20 protein-coding genes and 1 pseudogene are annotated in these 22,835 nt (G+C 37.1%); 18 read left to right on the top strand and 3 right to left on the bottom strand.

All coding sequences use genetic code 11. The features are described from left to right. The 10 genes from IJI01_RS02790 to IJI01_RS02745 are packed head-to-tail and all read left to right on the top strand — an operon-like array spanning window position 1 to window position 11,773. Complete coding sequence (locus IJI01_RS02790) at window positions 1-1,386, top strand: polysaccharide biosynthesis tyrosine autokinase (RefSeq protein WP_292185533.1); 1,386 nt, start codon at window positions 1-3, stop codon at window positions 1,384-1,386. Continuing rightward, the gene (locus IJI01_RS02785) at window positions 1,386-2,312 is read left to right on the top strand and encodes a glycosyltransferase (RefSeq protein ID WP_292185530.1); all 927 of its coding nucleotides are present in this window, start codon (window positions 1,386-1,388) and stop codon (window positions 2,310-2,312) included. Before IJI01_RS02790 ends, IJI01_RS02785 begins: the two co-directional genes overlap by 1 nt. An 8-nt stretch (window positions 2,313-2,320) precedes the next feature. Beyond that, window positions 2,321-3,685, top strand: a complete 1,365-nt coding sequence (locus IJI01_RS02780) for a hypothetical protein (protein ID WP_292185527.1) — start codon at window positions 2,321-2,323, stop codon at window positions 3,683-3,685. After that, complete coding sequence (locus IJI01_RS02775; protein WP_292185524.1) at window positions 3,672-4,265, top strand: VanZ family protein; 594 nt, start codon at window positions 3,672-3,674, stop codon at window positions 4,263-4,265. The genes IJI01_RS02780 and IJI01_RS02775 overlap by 14 nt, the downstream gene beginning before the upstream one ends. After that, window positions 4,262-6,469 carry a CotH kinase family protein gene (locus tag IJI01_RS02770; protein WP_292185522.1) on the top strand — a complete coding sequence of 736 codons (2,208 nt, stop codon included), beginning with the start codon at window positions 4,262-4,264 and terminating at the stop codon, window positions 6,467-6,469. Before IJI01_RS02775 ends, IJI01_RS02770 begins: the two co-directional genes overlap by 4 nt. 19 nt (window positions 6,470-6,488) lie before the next feature. Continuing rightward, window positions 6,489-7,505 carry a glycosyltransferase family 92 protein gene (locus IJI01_RS02765; RefSeq protein WP_292185518.1) on the top strand — a complete coding sequence of 339 codons (1,017 nt, stop codon included), beginning with the start codon at window positions 6,489-6,491 and terminating at the stop codon, window positions 7,503-7,505. 8 nt (window positions 7,506-7,513) lie between these two features. Next, on the top strand, window positions 7,514-8,680 hold the full coding sequence (locus IJI01_RS02760) for a polysaccharide pyruvyl transferase family protein (RefSeq protein WP_292185515.1): 1,167 nt from the start codon (window positions 7,514-7,516) through the stop codon (window positions 8,678-8,680). A 3-nt stretch (window positions 8,681-8,683) separates the two neighbouring features. Further along, window positions 8,684-9,859 (top strand): Coenzyme F420 hydrogenase/dehydrogenase, beta subunit C-terminal domain, encoded by a 1,176-nt coding sequence (locus IJI01_RS02755; RefSeq protein WP_292185510.1) that lies wholly within the window; start codon window positions 8,684-8,686, stop codon window positions 9,857-9,859. Window positions 9,860-9,881: 22 nt separating this feature from the next. Beyond that, complete coding sequence (locus IJI01_RS02750; RefSeq protein WP_292185507.1) at window positions 9,882-11,054, top strand: galactokinase; 1,173 nt, start codon at window positions 9,882-9,884, stop codon at window positions 11,052-11,054. Beyond that, window positions 11,051-11,773, top strand: a complete 723-nt coding sequence (locus IJI01_RS02745) for a nucleotidyltransferase family protein (RefSeq protein ID WP_292185504.1) — start codon at window positions 11,051-11,053, stop codon at window positions 11,771-11,773. The genes IJI01_RS02750 and IJI01_RS02745 overlap by 4 nt, the downstream gene beginning before the upstream one ends. Before the next feature lie 47 nt (window positions 11,774-11,820). Here the strand turns inward: IJI01_RS02745 and IJI01_RS02740 are convergent, their stop codons facing one another. Together IJI01_RS02740 and IJI01_RS02735 are read right to left on the bottom strand one after the other, a co-directional pair. After that, window positions 11,821-13,371, bottom strand: coding sequence for a lipopolysaccharide biosynthesis protein (locus tag IJI01_RS02740; protein ID WP_292185501.1), 1,551 nt, complete (start codon window positions 13,369-13,371; stop codon window positions 11,821-11,823). An 88-nt stretch (window positions 13,372-13,459) separates the two neighbouring features. Beyond that, window positions 13,460-14,011, bottom strand: coding sequence for a DJ-1 family glyoxalase III (locus IJI01_RS02735; RefSeq protein WP_292185498.1), 552 nt, complete (start codon window positions 14,009-14,011; stop codon window positions 13,460-13,462). 144 nt (window positions 14,012-14,155) lie between these two features. Between IJI01_RS02735 and IJI01_RS02730 the strand changes: the two genes are divergently transcribed. The 5 genes from IJI01_RS02730 (at window position 14,156) to clpX (ending at window position 19,203) form a co-directional block, all read left to right on the top strand. After that, window positions 14,156-14,707, top strand: a complete 552-nt coding sequence (locus IJI01_RS02730; RefSeq protein WP_330623025.1) for a hypothetical protein — start codon at window positions 14,156-14,158, stop codon at window positions 14,705-14,707. Between the two features lie 112 nt (window positions 14,708-14,819). Beyond that, complete coding sequence (gene tig, locus IJI01_RS02725) at window positions 14,820-16,283, top strand: trigger factor (protein ID WP_292185495.1); 1,464 nt, start codon at window positions 14,820-14,822, stop codon at window positions 16,281-16,283. 80 nt (window positions 16,284-16,363) lie between these two features. Then, entirely contained in the window at window positions 16,364-17,170 is an 807-nt protein-coding gene (locus IJI01_RS02720; RefSeq protein ID WP_292185491.1) for a hypothetical protein, read from the top strand. A gap of 149 nt (window positions 17,171-17,319) precedes the next feature. After that, window positions 17,320-17,922, top strand: coding sequence for an ATP-dependent Clp endopeptidase proteolytic subunit ClpP (clpP, locus tag IJI01_RS02715; RefSeq protein ID WP_292185489.1), 603 nt, complete (start codon window positions 17,320-17,322; stop codon window positions 17,920-17,922). Window positions 17,923-17,934: 12 nt separating this feature from the next. Next, window positions 17,935-19,203 carry an ATP-dependent Clp protease ATP-binding subunit ClpX gene (gene clpX / locus IJI01_RS02710; RefSeq protein WP_292185486.1) on the top strand — a complete coding sequence of 423 codons (1,269 nt, stop codon included), beginning with the start codon at window positions 17,935-17,937 and terminating at the stop codon, window positions 19,201-19,203. Between the two features lie 263 nt (window positions 19,204-19,466). Here clpX and yihA read toward each other — a convergent pair. Then, window positions 19,467-19,985, bottom strand: a pseudogene (yihA, locus tag IJI01_RS02705) (ribosome biogenesis GTP-binding protein YihA/YsxC); the annotation flags it as partial. A 153-nt stretch (window positions 19,986-20,138) separates the two neighbouring features. Here yihA and IJI01_RS02700 point away from each other — a divergent pair. From IJI01_RS02700 to IJI01_RS02690, 3 genes are read left to right on the top strand one after another with little or no spacing between them, the layout of a single operon-like run. Continuing rightward, on the top strand, window positions 20,139-21,146 hold the full coding sequence (locus IJI01_RS02700) for an acyltransferase family protein (RefSeq protein WP_292185787.1): 1,008 nt from the start codon (window positions 20,139-20,141) through the stop codon (window positions 21,144-21,146). Between the two features lie 51 nt (window positions 21,147-21,197). Further along, window positions 21,198-21,800, top strand: a complete 603-nt coding sequence (locus IJI01_RS02695; RefSeq protein ID WP_292185483.1) for an HdeD family acid-resistance protein — start codon at window positions 21,198-21,200, stop codon at window positions 21,798-21,800. 13 nt (window positions 21,801-21,813) lie between these two features. Next, window positions 21,814-22,833: a glycosyltransferase family 8 protein gene (locus IJI01_RS02690; RefSeq protein WP_292185480.1), complete on the top strand. Its 1,020-nt coding sequence runs from the start codon at window positions 21,814-21,816 to the stop codon at window positions 22,831-22,833. The last annotated feature ends 2 nt before the right edge of the window (window positions 22,834-22,835 follow it).

Below are 22,835 nucleotides of genomic sequence, written 5' to 3'. Positions count from 1 at the left end.
ATGTTAAACACTATTTTGGAAAATTTTCATGTGGAAAAAATATTCACAGCACTAAGAAAAAAACTACAGTATATGATTATCGCAGGTGTTTTGGCAGCATTATTATGTGCGGCTTTTGGAAATAGATTTTCTTATACTACTTATCGAGCTGGCGTTTCTTTCTATGTTTATTCAAACCCTAATAATATCAATGATATGGGAGTAAATCAGACAACAACTGAGATTTCACAGGCAAACAGGCTGATTACCTCATACGTACAGGTATTAAAGAGTTCAACATTCTTGTCAGCTGTTGTTGATGAGTTAGGGCTTGAAGGGTATACAGTAGAAAGATTGCAGAGGAGTATCGGTACCAGAGCTGTAAATGACACTGCTATTTTTAATGTATATGTTTATGATGCTAATCCAGCTAATGCGTTTGCTGTTATTAATGTTATAAGCGAACTGGCACCAACACTGATCCCTGCAGTCGTAAAAGCTGGTGGATTCAGAGTCCTTGATGCGGCTGTTCTGCCTACTGAGCCAGATTCTTCATTGGGGATGACACAGATAATAATAGTGGGATTTGCTATTGGATTTATACTATCTTTTATAGTTTTCCTTTTAATGGCTATTTTTGATACTACTATTAAAAGAGTCTATGAAGTAAATGATATATTCAATATCCCTATTTTGGGCACAGTTCCTTTTATTGCAAAGGGTAAAAATGAGAGTGACTATGAAGGGATAGTGCTGAAAGAAGATAGTTCTTTTATTGTTAAGGAGGCTTACAACGATATTCGATCTAACCTTTTATGGAGTAGAAGCAGCGAAAAATGTCCGGTATATGTTGTTACCAGTGCTGACAATCTTGAAGGTAAATCAATAAATGCATATAACATGGCAAAGTCTCTGTCTATGGTAGGCAAAAAGGTTCTTTTGATCGATGCAGATATGAGAAATAGTAAGTTGAGAACAATCTTCCCAAATAAAGAGAAGAAGGGATTAGCAGATTATCTGTCAGATAAGAATGCTAAACCTACATTTGTCAGAAGCGATGATAACTTTGACATTATGTATGCAAGTGAAAATATTAAGGATAGATCAGAATTATTATCTACTCAGAGATGGTATGATTTTATTCTCGAAATGAAAGAAAAATATGATGTATTAGTCGTTGATATGTCTACATTGGGAATCTATTCAGAAGCTCTTTCTATGACTCAATTGGCTGCTCGTTATGTCATTGTTATCAGAGAAGGTATGACAAAATTTGTTAGAACAAAGATGATAGTACGTAAGCTTGAAGAACATAATGCAGATATTTATGGCATTATTTACAACGGAATTTCAATTAAATCTAAGGACTACAATTTTAGAAATTACAAAGAGAATAAACAAGCGTAATGAAAACTTCTGTAGTAGTATGCACGTATAATGGTGCAGATACAATAATTGAACAGCTGGAATCCATAAGGGTGCAGACCAGACAGGTAGATGAGGTGATCATCTGTGATGACAGGTCATCAGATGACACAGTATCTACAATAAATAATTATATTCGTAATTATAATTTGGAAGGCTGGAATGTATTCGTTAATGAAGTAAACCGTGGATACGGGGCTAATTTTTATCATGGCGCACGTAGAGCACATGGTGAATATATTCTTTTCTGCGATCAGGATGATATATGGATGCCTGATAGAGTGGATAGAATAATACAGCAGATGGATAATAATGACCAAATCCTGGTTTTGGGTTCTGAATTTGAACCCTTTACAGTTGGAGAAGGGGCACTTGAAGTTCCTGCCTGGGAATTAGCTACCTTTAAAAATGATGATTCTATTGAGCCTCTGGCTTTTAATGCTGGAAATATTTTCATAGGGTGCCAGGGATGCACGATGTGCGTTAGAAAGTCTTTTTGGGATTCGATAGAAGAGTATTGGTTTGATGGCTGGGCACATGATGAATTTGTATGGAAACTTGCGTTGGTCAAAGGAGGCTTATATTTTTATCATTACAAGTCCCTAAAGAGAAGAGTTCATGCTGGAAATGTTTCTTTACATAAGATGCGTGATGTAAAGAAAAGAATTCAGTTTTTGGAGAATCTTGTAAAGAGCCATGAAGCTACACTTAAGTATTCGCTAGATATCGGTGAGGATAAAAAACAAAAAGAACTTCTTGAAAAGAATATAGAGGCGACAAGACTTAGGATAGGACTGATGCAAAACAGGAAATATTTTAATGTATTTCCTCTTGTTTTAAAGTATATGGATTGCTTTCACAAAAAAAGGGCTTTACCAGTTGAGCTATATATGGCAATCAAACAATAAAGGTATTTATGGAAAACGTAACTAATAGTAAATATTTGATCAATAAAGAACAGCAAGTGTTTTCTGTTTTTACAGCAGTGCTTGTTTTTGTAACAATTATTATGCCACCGTACTTTGGAATACCTGTGCCTGGTTTTGATCTTACTATGATCAGGATCATGCTGATTATCATGGTAGTTATGATCGTGGCTAATAAGGACAGATTATATGGTTTTGTTAATACAACTATATATAACTATGCATTTTGGATACTTGTCCCATACATATTTGTGACTTTTTATACAATGGTGTTTAGGACAGATTTAAAGACTTTTTTGAACCCATTTATAGAAATAGTGATATTTTTTATTACCATATATGCCATTAGAGAGTCGATTGGAATAGAGAAAACAATTTCAATAATTCTGGTGTGCTATTATATTATGGCAATTCAGGGGTTAATAGAGTATGCAAGAGGGGAATCACTTTTTAAACTTTTAAGAACATTAGATGGAGCACTGGTAGGGGGAAGCTTTGTAAGATCTGGACAGTACAGGATTATGGGACCAGCTCCTCATTCGATAGCATATGGAATGATTCTTGATATAGGTATTCCACTATCTGCTTTGGATCTAAAAACCAATAAAATATATTTGTTTCGTAGACCAGTACTTTTAATATTATTGTTTACAAATATTGTTTTTTCAGGATCAAGATCTTCTTTGGCTGTTTTCTTCTTGGAAGTAGGCTTGCTATTTATTCTTTCGAGTAAGTATGAGATGAAGAAAACAATCCTGATAGGAGTAGTGTTCCTGATGGGATTTGGCGTATTCCTAGCAGCGTTTTCTGGGACAAGTGTAGGTAATTACTTCCTTCTTCAGATAGCAAATATTATCGATGAGTTATTTGGGACGGAATATGCAGTGCAATTTGGTGCGACGGCTATTACTCAGCAGAGTTCGGAATATAGAGATGCTTTGTGGTATGTATTTAAAGTTAAATGGCTTAATCCTTTGGTTGGAAGGGGCAGAGCTCAAGGACTTACTATTAAGACTGACAAGGGTATAGTTATTGGATCTTTGGATAATTACTACATTGTAGAATATGTTATGTATGCTTATCCTGGTATGTTTTCATATATTTTTTTCATGATTGTTCCTATGATCATGATGCTTGTCAGGGTTATTAAAGAAAAAGACGGATTTTCAAAGGCGTTTCTTATTCTTTCAATAGGTTATGCATGGGGATTGTATTATGTAGATTCATTAGGAACATTGAAGTTCTTATACCTGATGTATGCCTTATTTGTATGCTATGATATTGAAAAATTTACTATTCATGATAAACGTAAAAAGAGTATGTATTTAAGACAAAAAGTATATGAGAGAGCTTAGTATAGATTTTGATTACTTTATGTACATAGTCAGGCAACAGATGGATGGAATATCCATTGCGCTATTCGTTAAGATGAGTATTATAGCTGTTGCTGCAATCTTCATATTGATTCAAATGTATGAAAGATTATTGGGGGGGAAGATATCTGATAATAAAAAACAGGCATTTGTGCTTATGGCTGTTTATGCTTGTTTTATTTTCCAAATCGCTTTTTACAGAAGGATTGGTACAGAACGAGTTGGAATAAATACACGAATCTATTTGGGATTAAGACGATGGGATGGAAGTATAGACGCTAAACAGGTAGTATACAGTTTTTTGAATGTAGTGTTTTTTATTCCATGGGGCTTTTTGCTTGCATGGGCAATGAATGGTAATGTTCGAAGAATTGTAATGACGATTGTTTATAGTTTTTTGACAAGCTTATCTATAGAGACAATACAGTTTTTAACTAGAACAGGGGCATCGGAAGTGACAGATCTTCTGACAAATGTAAGCGGTGGCTTTATTGGATGCCTGATTTATATCTTTATTTGTTCTGTATCTTCTAGCAGAAGTAACAGAAAGGGGAGAAAATGAAAAAGAATATTTTTGATGAATTCAAAAAAAGAGATTTTATTGTGGCAATAATAGCTATACTTGCCATAGTGGTTCTTGCTGTGACTATTAAGGTTACGAGAAAGCAGGAAAAAACTAGTCAGGAAGAGCTTGTTGAGAGTGGGATTGATACTGAGAATACAGAAAAAAAAGATGTTTTTCAGGAAATGGCTGCGGGACTAGTAATAAATGAAATAAGCAGTGAAGGTGTTATAGAGCTTTATAATGCATCCAAAGAAAGTGTTGATTTAAGCGGATATATAGTAAAAGCTAATGGCGAAGAAATAGTAATTCCAAATGGTTCAATGCTGGATGAGGGAGAGTTATATACTATTGAAACAAATTTAGATTTTAACAGAGATAGTAATGTGGTTACCATATCTAACAGTCAAAATGATCTGGTAAGAGCTGTTAGCTTTGATACTGTCGTTAGTGGCTCAAGTTATGGCTGTCTTACTGATGCCAGCTTTGAAGCTGGCTATATTACATCCACTATTGGAAAAAGCAATAATGGATGTTCTTTTGCTGAAAGGGAAGATTTGACTTTTTCTGTTCCTGCAGGTTTTTACAGTGATAGCTTTATGCTTGAAATGTTTGCGCCAGAGAACTGTAAGATTTATTACACTGTAGATGGTCGTGAGCCAACAGTGGAATCCACTGAGTATACATCACAGATAACTATATCAAGGCCAAGTGGATCTGATTATGTATATGCTGTAAGTGACGGAAATGGATATAGATATGTAGATTCAGGGTCATCTCCCAAAACAATAGATATGGGTGTGGTTGTTAAAGCTATAGCTGTTGATACAGAAGGCAATATTGTATATAAAAAGACAGTTCCATATTTTATTGGGTATAATTCAGATAATAATTATGAAGGCTTTTCTATTATTTCCATAGAAGTTGATCCGGAAGAAATGTTCGGATTTGATCATGGAATATATGTTCCGGGTAAGAGCTATTATGAAGGTTGGGTTCAAAAAAATGGTTCTTTGGGAAATTATCTAAATGGAAAAAAGACAACTGCTCAACTGGAATATTATGAGAGCACCAAGGATGTTACATATTCTTCAAATGTTTCTTTAGGAATTTATAATGATGAAAGACGTGGAGAGGCGCAGAAATCATTTATTATCAGTGCTAAAGGTGAATACCCGGTAGGAACGTCTTTGAATACATATTTAAATAAATCATCTAATACTCTTAAGCTGTTATCTGGCGGATGGGATAATGAGACAAAAATACGTAATTATTTTGTTGATGGACTTTTGGAAGGAACATCAATTGTAAACAAGTATTATAAACCTTGCATCGTGTTTATAAATGGTGAGTATTGGGGATTATATACACTTGAATCTAATTATGATGCTAACTTCTTTAAAGAAAAGCTAGGATTAACAGAAGATGTAATTGCTGTCACAACACCATATAAGGCACCACAGGAATATATTGATTTTTATAATTATGTAATAAGCACGGATTTCTCAGTAAATGAGAATTATCAGGCCCTCAAGAAAATGATGGATATCGATAATTATATCGAGTTTATGAGTGCCAATATATTTATTGGAAACACTGCTATGGGAAGGGACAATTATGCGTGCATTTGGAAAACTGCCAGCAGTAATGGTTCTGGATATAGTGACGGAAGATGGAGATGGGCTATTAATGACGTTACAAGTACATTAGGCAACTCTAATAGCTTTTTGGACCCATATACAAAGGGAAAGTATTCTGACGAAATTATTAATACATATCTTACTTTTGGTATAAAAGATAATGAATTCTTTAATTCACTTTTGAAAAATGATTCATTTTGTGAAGACTATCTGAGTACTATGGACAGGTTGATAGAAAGTAACCTGAATCAGCAGAACGCTGAAGCGGTTATGAATGATGTTAGTGAAAAAATATATTATGGAGTAAGAGCGACTCGAAAGAGATTTTTGGCATCTGATGATGACTATTTTAACGTTGAAGCTAAAAGAATAGTCGGTTATTTCAACAAACGACTTAATTATTTTTTGGGGTACACAGAAGAATATATAGGTTTAAAGGGGGATGTACCTGGAAAACATGTGCACGAAGAAGTCGAGAATAATGTTGAAGAAACAGAAAATGAACAGTTACTTGACGAAGCAGGAAATGAACAGTTACCTGAAGAAACACCCGCTGGGAATTGAAAGCTGATGGTGAGGCTTAATGAATGAATTAATTAGAAAATACGATTATCAATTATATTTTGATATTCTTAGAAAAGTAGATAATCGGAATATAAGGAAAGTATTATATGTGATTCTTGCACCATTGCTAGTGTTGGTTGGACTATTGAATTATTTGTATGAGAATACTATTGATAGAATACTAGTGAATATTGAACTTAAAACTTTTGTAGATAGAAAGTTTGAGAACAAGTTAGCATTTGTTGCTTGTGTTTACAATGAATCCCGCTATATAGAGGAGTGGATAGAATACCATAGAATCGTAGGCGTGGATAAGTTCTATATATTTGATAATGGTAGTACAGATGATACCAGGCTTCGCCTGCAGAAATACATTGATCAGGGAATAGTAGAATATCAGTTTTTTCCAGGAAAAGGAAAGCAATTAGATATGTACTATGCAGGCCTTAAAAAGTGTAAAAAAAATAGTAAATATGTTGGTTTTATTGATCTTGATGAATTTGTAGTTCCTACGGATAGCAGTAAAAGCCTGGTAGAGGTACTCGATGATAGATTTTCTCATTTTCCTGGGATGGCGGTCTTGTCTATGAACTGGCTTGTGTTTGGATCTTCTGGGCATAAGATCAGGCCAGAGGGGTTGGTTATTGAGAATTACCTGAATAGAGCTGAATATGATTCAACGACTAACAGACTTCTCAAATTTATATGTAATCCAAGACTCATTAAGGGCTGTATTACGAGCCCACATTTTGCATATCTTAGAAATAGGCAGATTAAGCAGCTTAATGAGAAAGGTATTGAGATTAATTCGCCATGGAATGACTATCCAAATAATACATATGACTATATTAGAGTTAATCATTATTATGGCAAGTCAGAAGAAGATTGTAGGGCAAAATTTGAGCGTGGGAATGTAAGCCGTCCAGACTATATCAAGAGAAAGTGGGATCAGTTCGAACTTTACGATAGAAATGAAGTGCATGATGAGCGAATGCTGATATATGCTGACGGGATTAAAACATCACTTGGGGAGTGAAGTAATTAATGAAAAAAGAGTACAATGTGTCGGTTATTGGACTTGAAATTGATAATGGAAACCTGGGATGTGTGGCATTGACATTATCATTTATAAACATACTTGAACAAATCGGCATGAAGTTGGGTGTAACTTTAAGTTTAACAGCTGTAGGTTATTCGGATAAAAAGTATGAATGCAACGATATTGTACGCAAGTATGAAGTAATAAGGGTTCATCCTAAGCAATTATCCTTTTGGACAAAATTAAAGCAAAATTTCAAAAATGCTGATATTATCTTTGATTTTACACTTGGAGATAGTTTTTCTGATATCTATGGGGCTGGGAGATATATTAAAACCAATCTGCTTAAAGAAGCTGCAGAAAAATATAACGATAGATTCATTTTAGGGCCACAGACATATGGACCATATAAAAGTACATGGTCTCAGGCATGGGCTACCAAGATTATAAAAAGGGCTTTTAAAGTATATTCAAGAGATATGCAGTCAGCCAATGTTTTGGAAAATATGTGCTCCAAACATGTAAGCGTTGTTACTGACGTGGCATTTGGACTTCCATATAAGACTAAGGAACTTGAACAAAACGGAAAAATAAAAGTTGCCTTTAATCCATCTGGTCTCCTGTGGAAAGGTGGATATACTGGCAATAATCAGTTTGATTTATCGATAGACTATCAGGAGTATTGTAAAAATGTAATATCCAAACTTACAAGTGACTCAAGATATGAGGTTTATCTGATACCTCATGTGGGAGGCGGAAGTGAAAATGGAAGCGAGAATGACTATGGTGTATGCAAAAAGCTACATGAGTTGTTCCCGGATTCTCATGTTGTTGGGGAAATCAATAGCCCTATAGATGCAAAAGATTATATTTCAGCAATGGATGTTCTTATTGCAGCCAGAATGCATGCTACTGTGGCTGGTGTATCTACAGGATGCGCCACTATTCCAGTGGCATATAGCAGAAAATTTATGGGACTATATGAAAATATAGGTTATGATTATGTTCTTGATGTTAAAACGCTTGATACGGAAAGTGCTGTAAATCAGACACTTGAATGGGTTTTGGATTATAAAAAACTTCAGGCGGCAGCAGATAGTTCTCAACGACATGTACAGGACAAGTTACAGGCATTTCAGGAAGATCTTATTGATATATTTAAGGCGATTTGATTTATGAGTAGTAATAGATTCACCGAGTATTGCTCAGCATGCGGTCTTTGCCAAGGCAAGGGCCGTGCTGAGCTTCAATTTAATAAAGGACTTTTGCAGCCGGTTTTAAAGGAAGACAATATTGAATTTCTCGATAAGGTCTGTCCAATTTCTGGTTCGGCATATGAAGTACAGCCTGAATGGGGCTCATACGAGAATGTATATGTAGGATATTCTAATGATCCGCAGGTAAGACACATGGCATCCAGCGGAGGCGTTATTACAGCGCTTGCTTCATATTTGCTTGATGAGAAGCTTATAGATGGAGTTATTCATACTGGTAAGGATATGGATAAGCCATGGAGAACCAGGACTTACTGCAGCACCACAGCCAAAGAGGTTATCGATAGATGTGGTTCCAGATATTCACAGTCCATGCCACTTGCGGACATTTTTGACCTTACAGAAGAAGGCAAAAAATATATCTACATTGGTAAGCCTTGTGACGTTCTTGCACTCATCAATTACTTCAAGATAGATCCTGAGTTTGCATCAAGATTTCTTTGCACAATTTCTTTTTTCTGTGCTGGTGCCCCTAGCGAGAATGCACAGATGAAGCTACTTGGAGAGCTTAAATGTAAGCCTGAGGAATGTGCTGATCTTAGGTACAGAGGTGATGGCTGGCCTGGTTTTGCTACAGCTATCAATAATAATGGAACTAAAACTCAGATGACCTATAATGATTCATGGGGTAAGATCCTTGGCAGAGATATTCGTAAATCCTGCAAGTTCTGTATGAATGGAACGGGTGAGCCAGCTGATATATCCTGTGGAGATGCCTGGTATTCTAAGGCTGATGGAACTCCTGATTTTACAGAGGGAGATGGCAGGAATATTATATTTACCAGATCCAGTATTGGAGAGGAATTGCTTAATAAGGCGGTTCAGGCTGGTTATATTACAGCTGATGATTTTAGCTCAGAAATAGATAACTTCAAGAAAATCCAGCAGTTCCAGTATGAGAGAAAGGCTACTATGCTTGAGAAATGCTTGGCACTTAAGGTAATGCTCAAGCCTGCTCCTGCATATAGTATGAAGTCTTTAAGAAATGTATCACATCAGGCAGAAGGGGTATCTGCCAATAGAAAAATGACCATATTCCTGGGAACTATTAAGAGAATAGTTAAAGGAAAAATATAAAGATTTAAGGAATACTTATACCATGAAATGTATTGAGGTTTACAACCAGTTTTATCACAAAGATCCAGAGGGCATAGCTTTTTGCCCATACAGAATATCTCCGCTTGGAGCACACATTGATCATCAGTATGGTAAGATCAATGGATTTGCTATAGACAAGGGTATTCACATTGCTTATTCAGCAAAGATGAACGGTGTCATAGAAGTTCAGTCTGTGGACTTTCCTAAAAGAGCACAGTTCCATGTAATGTCTATTCCTGATGAGAAAGTAGGCGACTGGGCCGATCATCTTAGAGGCGCAGCCAAGGAACTTTCTGAGAAATATCCGCTTAGAATGGGTTTATCAGCTGTTATTGAAGGATCGCTTCCTATCGGAGGACTTAGCTCTTCTGCAGCAGTAATTATTGCTTTTTTGTCAGCTCTTGCAAAGGTTAATAATATTTCTCTTGATCAGTGGGAAGCTATCATGATGGCCAAGGCTGCGGAGAATAAGTATGTAGGTGTTAACTGTGGCAAACTGGACCAGTCCTGTGAAGTGCTCTGCAAAAAGAATCATCTTCTGTATCTGGATTGCGCGGATGATAGTTATGAGCTGATTCAGACAAATGAGAATATGAAGCCCTTCAAGATAGCTATATTCTTTAGTGGTCTTGAGAGATCTCTTGCTAACAGTGATTACAACCTTCGCCAGGATGAGTGTAAGGCGGCTGCATACAGTCTTTTATCCTATGCGGGACTTCCGTATGGTAAGTTTGCGGACACAAGGCTTAGAGATGTTCCAAGAGAAGTGTTTGACACTTACAAGGACAGACTTCCAGAGAAATTTTATAAGCGAGCTGAGCATTTCTTTACAGAGATAGAAAGAGCAGAAGCTGGAGCTAAAGCATGGAAGAATGGCAATCTTGACGAGTATGGAAATCTTGTTTTTGCAAGTGGAAAGAGCTCAGTTGTAAACTATGAATGCGGATGTCCTGAGCTTATTTCCCTGTATGATATCATGACTGGTACTGATGGTATTTATGGCGGAAGATTTAGCGGCGCTGGATTTAAAGGCTGCTGTATGGCTATTATTGAGCCTGATAAGGCAGAAGAGATCACAAGACATGTAGGTGAACTTTACCTCAAGGAGTATCCAAACCTTGAAGGCAAGTATTCATCATATATTTGTAATATTTCAGATGGAGTAAACTTATGAAGTGTATTATTTTAGCAGCAGGATATGCGACAAGATTATATCCTCTTACAGAGAATTTCCCTAAGCCTTTGTTAAAGGTAGGAGATAAGGCTATTTTAGACTGGCTTATTGATGATATTGAGCCAATGATTGATGAATTTATAGTTGTATCCAATCATAAATTTGCTCAGATTTTTGAAGACTGGGCTAAAGGTAGAAGTGGAAACATTACTATCATAGATGATGGAACTGTTAGTAACGAGACAAGACTTGGCGCAGTTAAGGACATACAGCTTGCTGTAGAAAAGGCTGGCATTAAGGATGACAGCATCGTAATGGCAGGTGATAACCTCCTTGATTTTTCACTCACTAAATTTGTGGAGTTTGCGCAGTCTAAAGACACATCCTGCGTAATGTGTCATCCAGAGGATAGACTTGAAGCTCTCAGAAAGACTGCAGTTATAACAATGGATGATAATGGCAAGATTACTTCCTATGAAGAAAAGCCAATGGAGCCAAAAGGCAACCACGCTGTGCCTCCATTCTATTTCTACAAGGCTGAAGATTTACAGCTTATTCAGAGAGCGTTAGATGCCGGATGCGGATATGATGCGCCAGGAAGCTTTGCAGCTTGGCTGAGCTCTCAGAAGACTATGCACGCTTTTGTAATGCCTGGTAAGAGATATGATATCGGTGATGTAGAGAGCTACGAGAGAGTAAAATCTATTTTCCAGAAATAATAAAAACTCATTAGTCTGTAAATGATACGGACTAATGAGTTTTTTATTTATGCCTTCTTTTTAAGTTTCATTCTTCCTTTGCTAATGAGTTTTAAAAACAGTTCTTTGCAATCTGCATATTCTGGAAGCATCCTATAGGTTATAAATAAAAGCACGTTTGAAATGATAACGCACATAACACCTCTTGTTAAAAATGTTAACCATGGAGAAAGAACTATACTGTTGCATACTAGCCATGATATTAAACATATTATTGTGGTATCTGCAAAATAGAAAAGTATCCTTTTGGCATAGCTTCCCAATGCCTTTGAATCAAATACGTATGTAAAGAGGTTCCTAAGTATCCAAGGAATGGATACAAATAACTGCGCTACTACAGTGGATAAGATGATTCCGTAAATACCCAAAAATTTTACAGATAGTAAATTGAGCGTAAGATTTGTTCCTGCAGCTACCATTGGCCTATATTTGTCATAGGTCCAAATTCCGGCAGCATCCTTATACATGTTGAAAAGTCTTAAAGTTACACTTGTATAAAAGTAAATGCAGAAGCAAATGACTATGCCGAAACTAAATTTTAAGTCAGGACCTACCCAAATATCCATGACTGGCTGTATACATGATAAAATGCCAACAACAAACACAGAAGAGAGCCACATTATTAGCATAGTGAATTTTTTGAGGTCTTTAATGTTTTTTTCGGCAGTTTCTGTAAGAAGGCTATTGCCGAAACCAGCCATTACAGAAGTTAGTAAAACTGACACTAGAGCCGCTAAAGCATGAACGATATAGTAATAGTTTTGGTACATTGCTAAAGCTGTTAATCCCAAAAATGATGAAATAATAATCGGATCAGATGAATTCATTACAACTGTGGAAAATTTTGCTGTGAATACATCTTTTACTCTGCGATTGATGGCTGAAATGTTTTCTTTTGAGAGTTCGCCGACAGGGTGATATTTAGGAAACATCTTGGTGGTAATATATGCTGTGCAAACATTTATGAATAACTGAGAAAGTAGCGATAAAATGAGGTAAATATAGTAGTTTCTGAAGCAAACAAGCACGATTGCCTGCAAAATGTATGTAACAGTATTTACACTCATTGTTACTTTACTGTTAATGTCATTCCTCTGGAAAGATGCTACAAGACAGTTTCTATAGGCAAAAAGGAAATAACTTAATACAGTAGTGGATAAATTCAAAAGATATAGAATGAATACATTTAAATCCTCTGGTACGCTTCCTTTTATAAGCTTGGGAACAAATGGAAGAATTATGAGACCAATAATAGCTATTACGGAACCAATAATTCTGTAATATTTTCTGTACAGTTTCATAAGAGCACAGATTCTGGCTTCATCATCATCAGCTATAGCTCTGTACATGCTATAATTCATGGCGCTTCCAACACCAAGTTCCGTAAGATTCAGCACTTGCAGAATAGATGCAAAAAGACCGTTTAGTCCGGTATATTCTACGCCTAGATAATACAGCATAAGAGTACGCATAATGAAAGGCGCAATGGTAGTATAGACAAAATTGATTCCGCCGTAGAATGAGTTTCTAACAGCATTTTTTGTTCTGTTTAATTTCATGAAATCCCCTTAACAATAACTTTTAAACTTTTTTATACACAAATCGTAATTATATATGATTTGTGTTCATAGGGCAAACTGTCTGGATTTAGCTTTTATATACGATTTTAGATGCCATGTTATTAGCGGCATTTCCATCCATGAAATGACAGATGATGGCAAGTCCGAACTCTATAGCAGTTCCCATTCCACGGCTTGTGATAAAGTGACCATCGACTGTAACAGGTGATGTCTGTACATCTGCACCTGTAAGATCAACCTCATAGCCTGGATAGCAGCAGGCCTTTATGCCCTTTAATATTCCTAATTTTCCGAAAACTGTTGGGGCGGCACATATTGCACAGAGCATCTTGCCCTGCTCGTTGAATTCCAGAATCTTGTCAGTAAGCTCTTTGCATGCACCAAGATTTGTAGTTCCTGGCATTCCTCCTGGGAGAATAAGCATGTGAAGATCATCAAAATTTATCTCATCAATAAGAGCATCAGCTATAACGGTAATGTCGTGGGAACCAGTAACCTCTTTCCTTCCCATGATTGATACTGTAGTTATTGTAATGCCAGCTCTTCTGAGAAGATCAACAACAGTGAGAGCTTCTATTTCTTCAAATCCATCTGCTAAAAAAATCGCCGTATTTGCCATAGTCTTTCCCCTTTGCATGAAATATAAATTTTTACAACAATTTTACCACAGAGATTACCTGAAAGCATGGTTTAAACATAGAAAAATAGTGTATAGTGATATGGTGATCATAAAAACATAATCATGCAATGGAAGGGATATAATATGGGAATCGAAATAGAGAAGAAATATACAGTAAAAGAGATTCCATTTAATCTGGAAGCTTATCCTTATCATGAAATAGAACAAGGGTATCTTAATGTTCATCCGGCTATCAGGGTTAGGAGAGAGGATGATATTTACTATATGACTTATAAAGGGACTCCTTTTGATGATAAAACCCATGATAATGGCATCGGACAGGTTGAGTATAATATGCCACTAGATCAGATAAGCTACGAGCATATGTCTGCTAAGGCAGATGGAAACATGATAAGAAAGAGAAGATATCTTATACCTATCAACGAAGATGCTTTCTCCAAGGAGTATATGGATAAAGATATTAAGTTAAAAGAGGCTGTGAGTAAAGGCGAAATAAAGATAGAGCTTGATGTATTCAAGGCTCCTTTTGAAGGACGAATTCTGGCAGAAGTAGAGTTTCCGTCAGAAGAAGCTGCCAGTAATTATAATCCTGCCAAGTGGTTTTATGAGGATGTAACCGGAGACAGGCGATATTCAAACTCCCAGATGAGTCTTGAAAAAATTCAAGAAAAATAGACATGCATTTATAATAAAAAAGTGTGGTAATTTGTAAACCACTGTGATATAATCTGAAAGCGATTGTGCCCAAATGGGGCAGAGACATTTTTTAGGAGGAAACAATAGTAACATGAGCGTAACAGTAGAAAAGCTCGAGAAGAGCATGGCTAAGCTTAAAATCACAGTTTCTGCAGACCAGCTTGAGAAGGCTATGCAGAGCGCATATGAGAAGAATAAGAACAAGATTCAGCTTCCTGGATTCCGTAAGGGTAAGGCTCCACGTAAGATGATCGAGCAGATGTATGGTAAGGGAGTATTCTATGAGGATGCAGCTAACGAGCTCATCGAGTCAGAATATCCTAAGGCAGTTGAAGAGTGCGGCGAGAGCGTTGTATCTTCACCTAAGATCGACGTTGAGCAGCTTGAGGCTGGTAAGGATTTCATCTTTACAGCAGAAGTAGCTCTTAAGCCACCAGTTAAGCTCGGTAAATATAAGGGCGTAGAAGTTCCTAAGATGGACGTAGACGTAACAGACGCAGATGTTGATGCTGAGATCGACAAGCAGCGCAACACAAACGCTAGAACAGTAGATGTTACAGATAGAGCAGTTCAGAACGGTGATATCGTAACTCTTGATTTTGAAGGATTTGTTGATGGAGTTGCATTCCAGGGCGGTAAGGGAACAGATTATCCTCTTACAATCGGTTCTGGTGCATTCATTCCTGGATTCGAAGAGCAACTCGTTGGATTCGAAGTTGGTAAGGAAGGCGATGTTAACGTAACATTCCCTGAGAATTACCAGGCAGAGGATCTTGCAGGTAAGGCTGCAACATTCAAGTGCACAGTTAAGGCTATCAAGGCTAAGGAACTTCCTGAGCTTAACGATGAGTTCGCTAGCGAGATTTCAGAGTTCGATACACTTGCTGAGTACAAGGAAGATGTTAAGAATAAGCTTGTAGAGCGTAAGACAGCTGATGAGAAGGCTAAGAGAGAGGATCTCGTAGTTAAGGCTGTTATCGAAGATTCAGAGATGGAGCTTCCTGAGGCTATGATCGAGACTCAGCAGAGACAGATCGTTAACGATTTTGCTCAGAGACTTCAGATGCAGGGTATGAACTTCGATCAGTACATGCAGTATACAGGTAACACTGTAGACAAGATGCTTGAGCAGGTTAGACCACAGGCTATCGAGAGAATTCAGGCTAGACTTGTTCTCGAGGCAGTAGCTGAGGCTGAGAAGATCACAGTATCTGATGATGATTTCGATGCAGAGCTTGCTAAGATGGCAGAGCAGTACAAGATGGATGCTGACAAGCTTAAAGGTCTTATGGGCGATGCTGAGCTTAAGACAATGCGTGAGGATCTCACAGTTCAGAAGGCAGCAGACTTCCTTGTAGAGAACGTTAAGGAAGGCGCTAAGAAGGCAGCAGCTAAGAAGACTGTGGCTAAGAAGGCTGCAGCTGACAAGGACGCTGAGGAGAAGCCAGCTAAGAAGACAACAACAAGAAAGACAACTAAGAAGGCAGCTGATGAGACTGCTGAGGAGAAGCCAAAGAGAACAACTAGAAAGAAGAAGACTGAAGAAGAGGCTTAATAAAGTTTATAATAGTCCTACGACAAGTCGTAGGACTATTATTTATTCATGTTATTCTTTTGAGGATTAGGAGGAAAAGTATGGAAGAAACATTGAACCAGGAGATTAAGCCCGATAGATATGTTTTGTGGACAGGGGGATTTGATTCGACCTTTAGAATGATTCAAATACAGAAGGAACATGTTGGAGAACCAGAGGTGGTTCAGCCTGTTTATGTTTCTGGAAATGGCCGTAAGAGTGAGGCTATTGAGATTCAAAGAATGGAAAAAATGATCCCTATGCTCAGGGAAATAGGGGTTAATGAAATATTAGATTTAATGATAGTAGAAAAGGATAGCATACCAGCAAACGAAGAGATTTCTGCAGCTTATAACAGAATTGCTTCTGAAATTATATTAGGAACACAGTATGAATGGCTGGCAAGACTTGCATTAGAATACCCAGGCATAGAAGTTGGCATAGAACAGCCAAATGGAGAATATGGTGGCTGCAGCAAGGCGATTGCTACCATGGGATCTATGGAACATAGGGATAACAACTATTATGTAAATAAAGAGAAATCAAGCCCTGATTTTAGTTTGGTTTTTGGCAATTTTACATTTCCGATTCATGTTATAACAGAAACCAGAATGGTTGAACTTGTTCATGAGTGGAAATGTGAGAATATTATCGAAAACATTTGGTTTTGTTTTGTCCCTATAAATGGAGAGCCATGTGGATATTGCCGTCCTTGCCAACAAAAAATGGAATGTGATATGGAATGGCTCATTCCTGATAATGGTCAAAAAAGATATAAATTGTTCAAAAGAGCTGCCAAGGTAGTAGGAACCAGAAACAGCTATGCTGTTACAGGTTTCTTGTGCAGGAAAATGAGTTTATATAGATAATGCTTTATGAGGTGGACTGTGCACATATGGTGCTCAGTCCTTATTTATAAACTGTATCTCTTTTACAAATGTCAAATATTACATTATAATGTAATTGGTGTGTTTTTTGCTTTGTATCACCATTACTGTAATTGGAAAGGAAGATGGAAATGAGTTTAATACCTTACGTCATTGAACAGACAAGCCGTGGAGAGAGATCCTACGATATCTATTCCAGACTTTTAAAAGAGAGAATTGTATTCCTTGGAGAAGAGGTTAATGCTGCATCAGCTAGTACTATAGTTGCTCAGCTCCTGTTCCTTGAGGCAGAAGATCCTAACAAGGATATCCATATGTACATCAATAGCCCAGGAGGAGAGATTTCTTCCGGAATGGCTATTTATGACACTATGAATTATATTAAGTGCGATGTCAGCACAATCTGTATTGGTATGGCTGCCAGCATGGGCGCTTTCCTTCTCGCAGGCGGTGCTAAGGGCAAGAGAATGGCTCTTCCTAACGCTGAGGTTATGATTCACCAGCCTCTTGGTGGAACACAGGGACAGGCGACAGAGATTGAGATTGCTGCCAAGCATATCCTCAAGACCAAAGAGAAGATGAACAGAATGCTTGCTGCTAATACTGGCAAGACTTATGAGCAGGTAGCAGCAGATACAGAGAGAGATAACTGGCTTTCAGCACAGGAAGCTCTTGATTATGGCCTTATCGATTCTATCATTGAGAATCGTCCTAGTGAGAAGGCAGATAAGTAAAAAGGAGTAATAATGGCAGGAAAAAATTCCGGTGAGATCAGGTGCTCTTTCTGTAATAAGACACAGGATCAGGTTAAAAAGTTAATAGCAGGACCTGCAGGAGTATACATTTGTGATGAATGTGTAGACATCTGTGCAGATATCATCGAGGAAGAATTCGAAGATGAGCCTATGTCTGACAGAACTCAGCAGATCAATCTTTTAAAGCCTGCTGAGATCAGAAACTTCCTTGACGAGTATGTAATCGGACAGGATGAAGCTAAGAAGGTATTGGCAGTTTCTGTTTACAATCATTATAAGAGAGTCCTTGCTCCCAAGAATGATGACAAGAATGATGTAGAGCTTCAGAAGAGTAATATTATTATGATCGGACCTACAGGATCTGGTAAGACATATCTTGCACAGACTTTGGCCAAGATCATCAACGTACCTTTTGCTATTGCAGATGCAACAACTCTTACAGAGGCTGGATACGTAGGTGAGGACGTTGAGAATATTCTTCTCAAGCTCATCCAGAATGCAGATTATGATATTGAGAGAGCTCAGTATGGTATTGTTTATATCGATGAGATAGATAAGATTACCAAGAAGAGCGAGAATGTTTCTATTACACGTGACGTATCAGGTGAAGGCGTTCAGCAGGCACTTCTTAAGATTGTAGAAGGTACTGTTGCAAGTGTTCCTCCTCAGGGCGGACGTAAGCATCCTCATCAGGAGCTTATTCAGATTGATACTAGTAACATTCTCTTTATCTGTGGTGGTGCTTTTGATGGTCTTGATAAGATTGTCGAGGCAAGACTTGACCGTAATTCAATCGGATTTAATGCAGAGATTGCAGACAAATCTGAGAGAGAAATCGGAGAAGTGCTCAAAGAGGTAACACCTCAGGATCTCGTTAAGTTTGGACTTATCCCTGAGTTTGTAGGACGTGTGCCTATCACAGTAACTCTTGAGGGACTTTCCAAGGAAGCTCTTATGAGAATCCTCACAGAGCCCAAGAATGCTCTTGTTAAGCAGTATCAGAAGCTCTTTGATTTTGATGATGTTAAACTTACATTCGAGGATGAGGCTGTTCACAGAATCGCTGAGATGGCTTACGAGAGAGAGACTGGAGCCCGTGGGCTTCGCTCAATCATGGAGAAGACTATGATGGATGTTATGTATGAGATTCCATCAGATGATACTATCAGTGAGTGCGTAATTACAGATGCATCTGTAGATGGAACTAGCAGACCACTCATTGTACACAAGGATCAGAAGAAATTAAAACAGGCTAAATAACATAGGCAATTCGTAGAAATACTTGTTTTCGTCTGTGTCGTAATTACCTTAAATTCAAAAACAGATAAATGTCTCATTTCATGTTATTCAGAGAAATCGACATTTATCTGTTTTTTAATTTGGGTAATTATCTCCTCGTCCGAGAACTGCGTATTTCTACGAACTTGCCATATCTTTTATTCCACCTGTGAGGCTGCCTCACTCAGAAGTTCGTCCATGAAATCATAAATCTCCTGACGACCTTCCTTGGAAAGTGCGGACTAGGGGAAAATCTTGATGTCTTCTGGAAGTCCAAGTGTATTGCGGAGCATATTAAGGTGCTTCTCATGCTGAGACTTCTTGATCTTATCGGATTTGGTAGCAATGATAACTGGCTGGAAGCCCTGATGAACTATCCACTTATACATCTGAACATCATTGGCAGATGGTTCGTGTCTGATATCAATGAGAAGGAAGACACGCAGAAGCTGCCTGGAGGTGTGCAGATAATTTTCAATCATCTTACCCCACTGCTCCTTAACCTTCTCAGGTACTCTTGCAAAGCCATATCCAGGAAGATCCACAAGGTAGAACTCATCGTTGATATTGTAGTAGTTGATGGTCTGAGTCTTGCCAGGTTCCTGTGATGTTCTGGCGTAGTTCTTACGGTTCATGATTCCATTTATAAGGGAGCTCTTACCTACATTACTCTTTCCAGCAAAAGCAAATTCAGGATGAATGTTGTCTGGAAGGGTACTAGTGATTCCACATACTGTCTCTAGATTAACGTTTTTTATTACCATGTCTTAACTCCTTTCGACGATATTATTATATAGGTTTTAAGACGAAAAAAACATAGTGTAATAAGTGAAAAAAAATAGTAAGTATGTTATCTTTTATATATGTGTTTTGCGGGATGACAGTATTATTAAGGAAAGGCTAGGGGAGTCTTTTTGATGAATTATTGTTATGAGGTAAAAGGTGGATTACAAAGGTATGATGAGGTGACCTTTTTAAAGGGAATGTCAATAACTACCATAGTGATAATGCATTTAATACAGAACTATATGAGATATCTGCCTTACGGAATTAAATTGCTGGCTTCTTTTGGGGGAACTGGAGTGCATGTATTTTTTCTTTGTTCTGGTTTTGGGTTATATCTTTCGTATTTGAAAAGACAAACAAATTACTTGGATTTTCTAAGAAAACGTTTCTTCAAAATATATTTTCCATATATTGTTATTGTTATAATTAGCTTCTTTGTACCACTCTTTTATGTAAATGGTAATAGATTAAATGCGTTATTAAGCCATGTGTTTTTATACAAAATGTTTTTTCCGGAATTTGAAGAGACCTTTGGCCCTTTTTGGTTTATATCAACGTTATTTCAGTTGTATTTTTTATTTATACCTCTGTGCGGCTTGAAAAAGAAAATTGGCCGCGTTCCTTTTTGCTTAATTTGCGTACTTAGCAGCATCGTATGGTGGATATTTACTTCGATAGCTGGGATTAATGGAAATAGAATATGGGGAAGCTTTTTTTTACAATACTTATGGGAATTTGCTTTGGGAATGCTGATAGCAGAGTATTTATATGAGGGCAATGATATTAAGATCCCGTTTTGGAAGCTTTCTATTGTATGCATTTTGGGACTCCTTTTAGAAGGTGTGATGGGAATAAAAGGAGGCTGGTTGAAAGTTTTCAATGATATACCTGCACTCTTTGGGTATGGAACACTCGGACTGTTACTATATCAGTGCAAGATGCTTAGGCGGTTATTTATATGGATAGGCAGTATCTCCTATGAATGGTATCTTGTACACATTCTTGTATTTGTGCTGGCTTCGACAATAAATAAGAATGCTCTGATTGCACTAATGGTACTTTTGTGTAGTATTATGGTTGCATATGTATATCATAGATTGATAGCTATAGTTTCTACAAAATTAAAGAGTACGCTATAGAGGACTGGATATATAATGCGTAGTAAAATGAAATTATAGGGGGATATAACCATGAAAACATTAAAGAATATAAGACCAGATTATTTGGTAAGAGCTCTTACACTTATAGTGGTAGGGATTGTTTTAACAATTTGGACAAAGGCGAGCCTGGACGTGATGGCAAGAGCGCTTGCAGTTCTTTTGTTTGTTATCGGTTCGATACTGATCATTGCATATCTGGCACGTAAAGAGAAGAACTTTACAATTTCAGGCGGATTTGTAGCAGGAATAATAATCGCAGCCATAGGAGCTTGGATATTTGTTAATCCAGGTTCATTTACGGATTTTATTCCTAAGCTTTTTGGTATCTTTATAATGGTAAGTGGTCTTAGTAACTTGGGACAGACAATTTCTCTTATTAAATATAAATCAAGTAAATGGTGGGTTTCACTAATTATTGCCATTGTGACTTGCGGACTTGGTGCATTTTTGTTTTTTAATCCTACGGATGCAAAAGAGATCGCTGTAACTATCATTGGAGTTTTCCTGATCGTTGATGGTATAACTAATCTTATAACAGCTTTTTTGGTAGGAAACGCAGCCAAAAGAATGCAGCAGGAAAAAGAAGCTATAGATGTTGAGGCAATGGTTGTGGAAGAAGATCATGTGAAATGAATATAGCTATAATATGAAAATTGCACTACAAAACTGTAATAAAAGGGGAATTCAATTGAGTAATTGTTGCTTTGCTTTTTCGACGGATAAAAACTTTATAGTACCTACATATATAGCCATACACTCTCTTATGCATTATGCTGATCGAGAATCTATGTATAAGGTTTATATGCTGACTCCTTCAAATTTGCCGTCAGAACATATTGGGTTGATAAAGTCTCTTGAGCAAATTTATGATAATTTGGAAATCGAAATAGTCAACATGGGTGATGCTTTTAAAGATTCCAAGCTTGTTATTGGGCATACACCTATAGCGAGTATGTATAGACTGGTTCTATCAGAATTGTTACCGGATTGTGACAGATGCATATATATGGACGGCGATGTTATTGTATGTGACGATATGTCTGAGCTGTTTTCATTGGATATGGATGGATATTATATTGGCGCTGTTCGTGATATAGAAGCAGGGCAATATATGGCTCAATTTGATTATAATTCAAGTAAGCCTGACCCTGAGGGCTATGTCAATTCAGGTTTCCTGGTTATGAATCTTAAAAAAATCAGAGAGGACAATCTGGTATCAAGATTCCTTGAGCTTTCGAAAGAAAGATTTCTTTTCGGGGATCAGGACGTAATTAATATAGCTTGTAAAGATAAGATATTGTATTTGGATTTAAAATATAATGCGCTTGTAAAGTATAGATTTCTTAGTTTTAAAGAGAAAAACTATGCAGATTTTATAACAAAGTATTTCTCTGTGAAAGAGATTCATGAAGCTATTGACAAGCCTGTAGTAATTCATTATGCCCAGCCATTAAAACCATGGCATACACCTTATAATTATAAAGGCAATTACTGGTATGATTATATAAACAAATATATTGGTAAGGATGTAAGAGATAGCTGGATTAAAGACTATATCAATGAAAAAAGGTGTGATACAAAAACATATTATAAAACTCTGTTTCACAGGATATTGTATAAAGCTGGCATTTTGAGGATTATTCTTAAAGCGAAACATGCTATATAAAA

The sequence above is a fragment of the Butyrivibrio sp. genome, assembly GCF_017433805.1.
Lineage (GTDB): Bacteria > Bacillota > Clostridia > Lachnospirales > Lachnospiraceae > Butyrivibrio.
Note: the sequence above shows the minus strand (reverse complement) of the source record. Positions and strands in the feature narration are given on the sequence as shown.